Annotated in this window: 7 protein-coding genes; all 7 read right to left on the bottom strand. The window is 55.2% G+C overall.

Annotation, left to right across the window (positions count from 1 at the left end; genetic code table 11):
* Nucleotides 1-56 precede the first annotated feature (56 nt).
* Entirely contained in the window at nucleotides 57-521 is a 465-nt protein-coding gene (locus KI236_RS12080) for a class I SAM-dependent methyltransferase (protein WP_212822293.1), read from the bottom strand.
* Nucleotides 521-1,297, bottom strand: a complete 777-nt coding sequence (locus tag KI236_RS12075) for an ABC transporter ATP-binding protein (protein ID WP_212822266.1) — start codon at nucleotides 1,295-1,297, stop codon at nucleotides 521-523. Before KI236_RS12075 ends, KI236_RS12080 begins: the two co-directional genes overlap by 1 nt.
* Nucleotides 1,294-2,313 (bottom strand): FecCD family ABC transporter permease, encoded by a 1,020-nt coding sequence (locus tag KI236_RS12070; RefSeq protein WP_212822265.1) that lies wholly within the window; start codon nucleotides 2,311-2,313, stop codon nucleotides 1,294-1,296. Before KI236_RS12070 ends, KI236_RS12075 begins: the two co-directional genes overlap by 4 nt.
* Nucleotides 2,314-2,345: 32 nt before the next feature.
* Nucleotides 2,346-3,143: an IclR family transcriptional regulator gene (locus tag KI236_RS12065; RefSeq protein WP_212822263.1), complete on the bottom strand. Its 798-nt coding sequence runs from the start codon at nucleotides 3,141-3,143 to the stop codon at nucleotides 2,346-2,348.
* A 373-nt stretch (nucleotides 3,144-3,516) separates the two neighbouring features.
* Entirely contained in the window at nucleotides 3,517-4,632 is a 1,116-nt protein-coding gene (gene ychF, locus KI236_RS12060) for a redox-regulated ATPase YchF (protein WP_212822262.1), read from the bottom strand.
* A gap of 85 nt (nucleotides 4,633-4,717) precedes the next feature.
* Nucleotides 4,718-5,902 carry a tyrosine-type recombinase/integrase gene (locus KI236_RS12055; protein WP_212822257.1) on the bottom strand — a complete coding sequence of 395 codons (1,185 nt, stop codon included), beginning with the start codon at nucleotides 5,900-5,902 and terminating at the stop codon, nucleotides 4,718-4,720.
* Between the two features lie 129 nt (nucleotides 5,903-6,031).
* A complete protein-coding gene (locus KI236_RS12050) occupies nucleotides 6,032-6,265 on the bottom strand; it encodes an excisionase (protein WP_212822256.1) in 234 nt (77 codons plus the stop codon).
* Nucleotides 6,266-6,961 lie beyond the last annotated feature (696 nt).

Raw genomic sequence — 6,961 nt, 5'->3', positions numbered from 1 at the left:
GGTATAAAAATAGACGCTCATTTCTGAACGTCTACATTATTGAAAGGCTTGTCCTCTCACACATATTCTATTTTAATAGGTACAACAGTTGCCTTTCTCCTTGTATTTTCGTTGTTTTCATCACTTGCGTTATCTACAACCTCCATGCCCCGGCACTGACCCCGGGCTATGGCGGCCACCTCCTCTATGGTTCCGAAAAAGCAGAACACCATGGCATCGTAAGCTGCATCGGGCGAATCAGCGCGGATATCGCCGGGCAGGATGTCGATGTTGTGAACGGCCCGGCGGGTGCAGTTTTCCCGCAGAACGGAGAGTGCCTCCTGGCTGCGGTCTGCCGCAGTCACACGGCGCACATAGGGCGACAGGGCCAGGCTCAGGTAGCCCAGGCCGCACCCGGCATCGCATATATGGTCCCCGGGGTGCAGGTCCGGCAGCATCCACTGCACCAGTCGGCGGTGGTAGTCGCTGTATTCCGAAGCGTCACGCATAAAGCGCACCATTTCCTCATTCCACTGAAACATCACTTTTCCCCCTCCGTCAGCGGCACAAGGACGCTGCCCCCCCGGGTATCCGCCAAGGCAGTCTCCACCCGGTAAAGTTTGCGGATCAGCGCCGGGGTCAGCACCTCTCGGGCGGGGCCATGGGCGGCCACAGCGCCCTGGTGGAGCGCCAGCACCCGGTCGGCAAAGGTCAGGGCGTGCTGGGGATTGTGGGTGCTCAAAAGCACGGTGTAGCCCTCCCGGCTCAAAGCACGCACCTGCTGCAAAACCCGAAGCTGGTTGCCGTAGTCCAGGGCCGAGGTAGGCTCGTCCATGATGAGGATGTCCGACTGCTGGGCCAGGGCCCGGGCTATGAGCACCAGCTGCTGCTCACCGCCGGAAAGATGGGCAAAGCTCCGGTCTGAAAGTGCCGACACGCCTACCCGATCCAGGGCATCCCGTGCTGCCTCCATCTGCGTCTGCTTGGGCGAGGTAAAGGGGGAGAGATGCCGGGTCGTGCCCATAAGCACGGTGTCCAGCACCGTGTAGCCGAAGGTAGGCCGATGGATCTGGGGGATATAGGCGATGCGCCGAGCCCGCTGGGACTGCGGGAGGGTGCGTATCTCCTGCCCCTCCACCAGGACCCGGCCCCGGTAGCCTGTCAATGTGCCCAGCATACAGCGGAACAGGGTGCTTTTCCCCACGCCGTTGGGGCCCAAAAGGGAGAGAAACTCCCCCCTATCCACATCGAAGCTCACATCCTCCAGCACCGTATGGTCGGCATAGGAAAAGGTTAGATTTTGTACCGAAAGGATCATAGCAGCTGCTCCTTACGCGTCATAAGATACAGGAAAAAGGGAGCGCCCACGAAGGCCGTCAGAATACCGATGGGGATTTCCGTAGCCAACAGGTTGCGGGATATGTTATCCACCAGCAGCAGGAATATGGCCCCGAAAATCGTTGAAGCCGGAAGAAGATAGCGGCAGTTGCTGCCCACCAGCTTGCGGCTCAGGTGCGGAATTACCAGCCCCACCCAGCCGATCATACCGCTGACCGCCACGCAGGCCGCCGTGAGTACCGTGGCGCACAAAATCACCACCAGGCGCAAACAGCCCGTGTTCACACCCATGGAGCGGGCCTCCTCCTCGTCCAGGGTCAGCAGGTTAATGCGCCAGCGCAAGGCCAGCAGGGGCACGAGACCTATGAGCATCGGAACTGCGGCAAAGCCCACCGCATTCATCCGCGTACCCGAGAGGCTGCCCATAAGCCAGTAGGTGATGGCCGGAAGCTGGTTTGTGGGATCGGCCACCAGCTTCACATAGGAGGTGCAGGCGGAAAACAGGGAGCCGATCATCACTCCCGCCAGCAGCAGCATTGTCACGGGATTTCCCTTGGCCCGCCGGGCGATGGCATACACCAGTGCCACGGACAAAAGGCTGCTGACAAAGGCCAGAGCCGTAACGCCGCTGCGGGAAAAGCCCAGCAGAATGGCCAGGGCCGCACCAAAGCAGGCCCCGGAGGAGGCGCCCAAAATATCCGGCGCCGCCATGGGATTGCGAAATACGCTCTGATAGGCCGTACCGGCGGCAGACAGGCAGCCGCCCACCATGCAGGCGAGCAAGATCCGGGGCAGGCGGATACTGATCACCGCCGTCTCCATTTGCTCCGTCCAGCTGGGGGTCACGGGGAAAATGCGGGAGAGCAATATCCGTATTACCTCCGCCGGCGGCACAGCGTAGCGCCCCAGCCCAAAGGACAGGAGCAACAGCGCCAGCAGCACCACCGCCAATATGCAGATGAAAAGCAGGCCCCGCCGGCCCTCTCGGGTACGCATGGTGCATCCCTCCCGTTTCCATTTTGCGGTTTTTACCGGGGCAGACACGGCTTTTCCGCGCAGCCGCCACCGCCGTTTTGCAGCGACAGAGCCCGGGCATCGTCGCAGGTCTGGCGAATCACCAGGTCAAACTCGTCGGACTCCACCCTGCGGAACAGGCCCACGGCGCTGACGATATACGCAATGTCATTTTCCCGGCTATATACCGGAGCGGACACAGAGCGCAAGCCGATCTTATATTCCCCATTTTCAATAGCATAGCCCTGGGTGCGGATGCGCTCCAGGTCTGCCAGCAGTGCTGGAAGGTCCGTCAGCGTATGGGGTGTAAAGGCCTGCAGCTTTCCCTCCGGAATCAGCCGACGCACGGCGGAGTCGGAAAGGGACGCCAAAAGCAGCTTCCCCTGGGAGGTAGCATAGAGGGACACATGGCTCCCCATCTCCGAGGCCACCCGTATCCCCGCCCCGCTGACACACTGGTCAATGACCGTGATGCTGCTGCCCTCCACCCGAGACAGCAATGCCGTGGACCCGGTATCCCGGGCCAGCCGCTCCAGATAGGGGCGGGCCAGACGGATGATGTCCCAGGAGGCGGAAACACTGCAGCCCCACTGAAACAGCTTCATTCCCAGGTAGTATCGGCCATCGCTCTCCTGCCGGATGCAGCCGTAGGCGCGCAGGGTGGACAGCAGCGCGTAAATAGTGCTTTTTGGATAACCGGAGACTTGATACAGCTCCCGCAGCGTCATAGGCGCTTGCTGGTTGCTGAGAATGTCCAGCAGCTCCAGGGCCTTGACAAGAGACTTGACCTGTCCTTTTTCAGCCTGTTCCATGGCATTTTCACCCCCGTGTCCTTTCATTTTTTTGCCGGTCCGCCGATATTCTCGCGTATAGATAACGCGCTGCAAAAACAAAGCGCCACGCATCCCCTATCCCTTGCAGGACGCCAACGCTATGACCGGCATTGCGGTATCTCAGCCTTATCGGCAGTCCGGATCAGCCACATTTACTGTATTGTAACGCACTTTTGTGGCCTTGTAAATATTTCGCCGTTCAGTAATGCCGAATTTTTTGCAGATATACAGAACAAAAGGCCCGCAAAACAAAGTGCCCCCTCTATGAAAGACAGTCATCCATGAACTGCCAATCATAGAGAGAGCATTGTCGGCGGTGCTTCCGCCGCGTTAAGTAAGCGTACCACGCCCTTTAGACATTGAAGCGGAAGTAGATCATGTCACCGTCCTTGACCACATAGTCCTTCCCCTCGGACCGGAGCAGGCCCTTTTCCTTTGCGGCGGCGACGCTGCCGCCACAGGCCATCATTTCATCGAAGTTGATGGTCTCGGCGCGGATAAAGCCCCGCTCAATGTCCGAATGGATCTTTCCGGCAGCCTGGGGAGCCTTGGTGCCCTTTTTGATGGTCCAGGCCCGGCACTCGTCCTTGCCATAGGTGAGGAAGGAGATGAGGCCCAGGAGATCATAGCTGCACTGAATCAGCCGGTCAAGACCCGACTTTTCCACCCCCAGCTCCGAGAGGAACATGGCCCGCTCCTCGGGGTCGTCCAGCTCGGCAATGTCCTGCTCCAGCTTGGCACAGATAGGCAGCACCTGGGCTCCCTCCTTCTGGGCCAAAGCCTTGACATCATTAAAATAGGGGTTGGCATCGCAGTTGGCGAAGCCCGCCTCATCCATATTGGCGGCGTAGATAATGGGCTTGCGGCTCAGGAGGTCGGCGGTGGCGAGCAGGGCGGCGTCATCCTTGTCGCAGGGGAAGGTGCGGGCGGACTTGCCGGCATCCAGATGCTCCGCCAGGGCCTTGAATACCTCAGCCTCATGGAGGAATTTCTTGTCGCCCTTGGCGGCCTTGGCCGCCTTATCCACGCGGCGATTCACCATTTCCAAATCGGCCATAATCAGCTCCAGATCGATGGTCTCAATGTCACCCAGGGGGTCCACGGGGACATTGGTGCCGGCATCGGCCACCACATGCATAATGTTTTCATCGTCAAAGCAGCGGACCACATGAATAATGGCGTCGGTGCGGCGGATGTTCTCCAGGAACTTATTACCCAGACCCGCGCCTTGGCTGGCTCCTTTGACCAGACCCGCAATGTCCACGAACTCAATGACCGCCGGGGTCTTTTTATCCGGCTGGTACATCTCAGCCAGCTTATCCAGCCGCGCATCCGGCACCGCCACCACGCCCACATTGGGCTCGATGGTGCAGAAGGGGTAGTTAGCGCTCTCGGCGCCGGCGTTGGTGATGGCGTTAAAGAGGGTGGACTTGCCTACATTGGGCAGGCCGACGATACCTAATTTCATCTTTTCTCACAACTCCTTTATTTTCAAGGGTTTCCCGTCTTTTACAGGATCGCTCCGCACCATTTCCGCACCATTTTGTCCCAGCTCAGCCGGCTTCCCCTTTTGTCTCGAAAATCCGGACAGCGCTCAGCATGAAGTCCTCGGAGACGTGCACATAGCGATCCATGGTGGTTTTAATACTCGCGTGACCAAGCAGTTTTTGAAGCGTCTTTGGCGGCATGCCATATTCGATAGCGCGGGTTGCATAAGTATGCCGCAGGGCGTGCATACAGAAGCGCTTTATCCCCGCCTTATCACAAAGCTTATAGAGGTGGGTGTCATAGGAACTGTTTTTTGCAGGCTCTCCTGTTCGCCAGTTCACAAAGACTAGATCGTGCATAAACAGAGTGTTCTTTTCTCCCGTGCGCCGGTCTATGTACTCAAGACAGCATGACATGATTTCAGCCTCTTTTCGCTCGTAGCGTTCGCCATAGCATTCTAACAGCACGTTATATGCTTTCGCCGTGAGCGGTATCGTTCGATAGCTTTTCTTGCTTTTGGGCGGCCCTGCACGCCAACAGTGCTGGTCGTGCCGGTATTCCAAAGCCTTGTTGATCGTCAGAGTCCGCTTTTCCCAATCTATGGCATCCCAAGTCAATCCAATCAACTCGGAAGTCCGCAGTCCGGTTTCCAGCAACAACAGGTATTGCCTGTAATTGTGCGATTGCCGCGCAACTTCCATAAACTTTTCCTGCTCATCCACTGTCAAAAATTTAATGTCATCAACAGCTCGAACCGGTTTGGTATACCTCACACCGTTCATAGGGTGCTTTATGAGAATGTCGTTCATCACAGCCGCCCGAAACATCGTTCCCATTGCAATGTAGGCTTGGCGGATCGTCGAGCCGGCATATTTGAGTTCCATCCGGTTCAAGACCGCTTTGCAGTGCATGGGCTTGACATCGCATATGCGCATGGCACCTATCACCGGGCGAATGTTGATCCGGTATCTTTCCTCATAATTACGTCTGGTATTGAGAGCCAAATCGCAGATTAGATTGCCCATCCAGTAAGTATACCATTCCTCGACCGTCATCTCGGAATCTGTGGTTATTACGTCATGCCGATCATTGTACTTTGCATCTGCCAGCCAATTTCGTGCCTCAACCAATGTATCAAAGTGCTTTTCAAGACGCCTTCCATGCTTATTGTTATATCTTGCCGAGTATTTACCATCCTTCCTTTGGCAGATACCTTTTCCGCATTCTCTGCCTTTCAAGTTTTTTCCCATTGTTGAATTCCTCCTCAAGCAGTCCACTCAAGAGAAAGAGCCCAACGCGACAATATTTATATTATAGCATAGCTTCCTGTTATTTTCAATCACTCGCCACTATTTTGGTGCGCACCTGGAGTAATTTCATCAAATTAGCACCTTGCCGGAAATATATTCCTCAAACGCCCTGCGCTTTACGAGCTTGCGCGTCCCAACATAAAGGACAAATGGACAGTTTGGCTGTCTGAGCATAGATTCTATCTTATTGATGCCTATATTACTGTACTCGGCCGCTTCACGGATTGTTAAGACCATTTTTAAGTGTATGGGAACTCTCTCTATTATGCGTGGCTCGCATCCTTGGTATAATTTTTCAGACATATTGTGTTCCTCCTGCTGTTTTATAGCGGCTCAAAATGAAGGTAACACATCTCGCTTTTCGCTTTGCTCGCCAACCACCGGCCCATTTCCTGCGCTCTCTTCGACCGCGTATTAGCAGGCTGCCGCTGTGCGGCACTTATGCGGTGGGTGCGCTCCCTTATGTTCTCGCACACTATCCGCCGCTCCTGTATAACCTCCGGTGGGGCTGTTCAGTTTTCAAGGTGCATGTAATAGAACCAGCCATCTTCTGACTGGCTTAGCCTTACACTAAATAAAAAGAAAGCAGGCACCGTAAATTTAACATGCGAAGGAATATTTTTTCAAATTCTCTATATGAGTGGATATTGTTTCTTGACTACCACAATATATTGTGGTAATATCACCATGTAATTGTTTTTTGTGCAACGCCTATATAGGCATTTCAGAGTGTTTCTGAACCGCACACGTTGTTAAGCTTGTATTTTAGTCAACAACACCACTATGCCGTAGAGCAGTGGGCTGTTGACTTTTTTGTTTTTGAGGGGACATTTTCCCCTGCAGCGAGAATGACACCGGCCATGCCATCGGCAGGCGCAAGTATCCGAGAGGATCAGGATGTCATTCTCGCTTTTTTTATTTACCCAAATGCCGTAAGGCTTTGGAATATATTTGAAAGGTGGCATCCACATGAGCAGAAGGAATTATCCCGGCAAACGC

Source organism: Vescimonas fastidiosa (genome assembly GCF_018326305.1).
Lineage (GTDB): Bacteria > Bacillota > Clostridia > Oscillospirales > Oscillospiraceae > Vescimonas > Vescimonas fastidiosa.
Note: the sequence above shows the minus strand (reverse complement) of the source record. Positions and strands in the feature narration are given on the sequence as shown.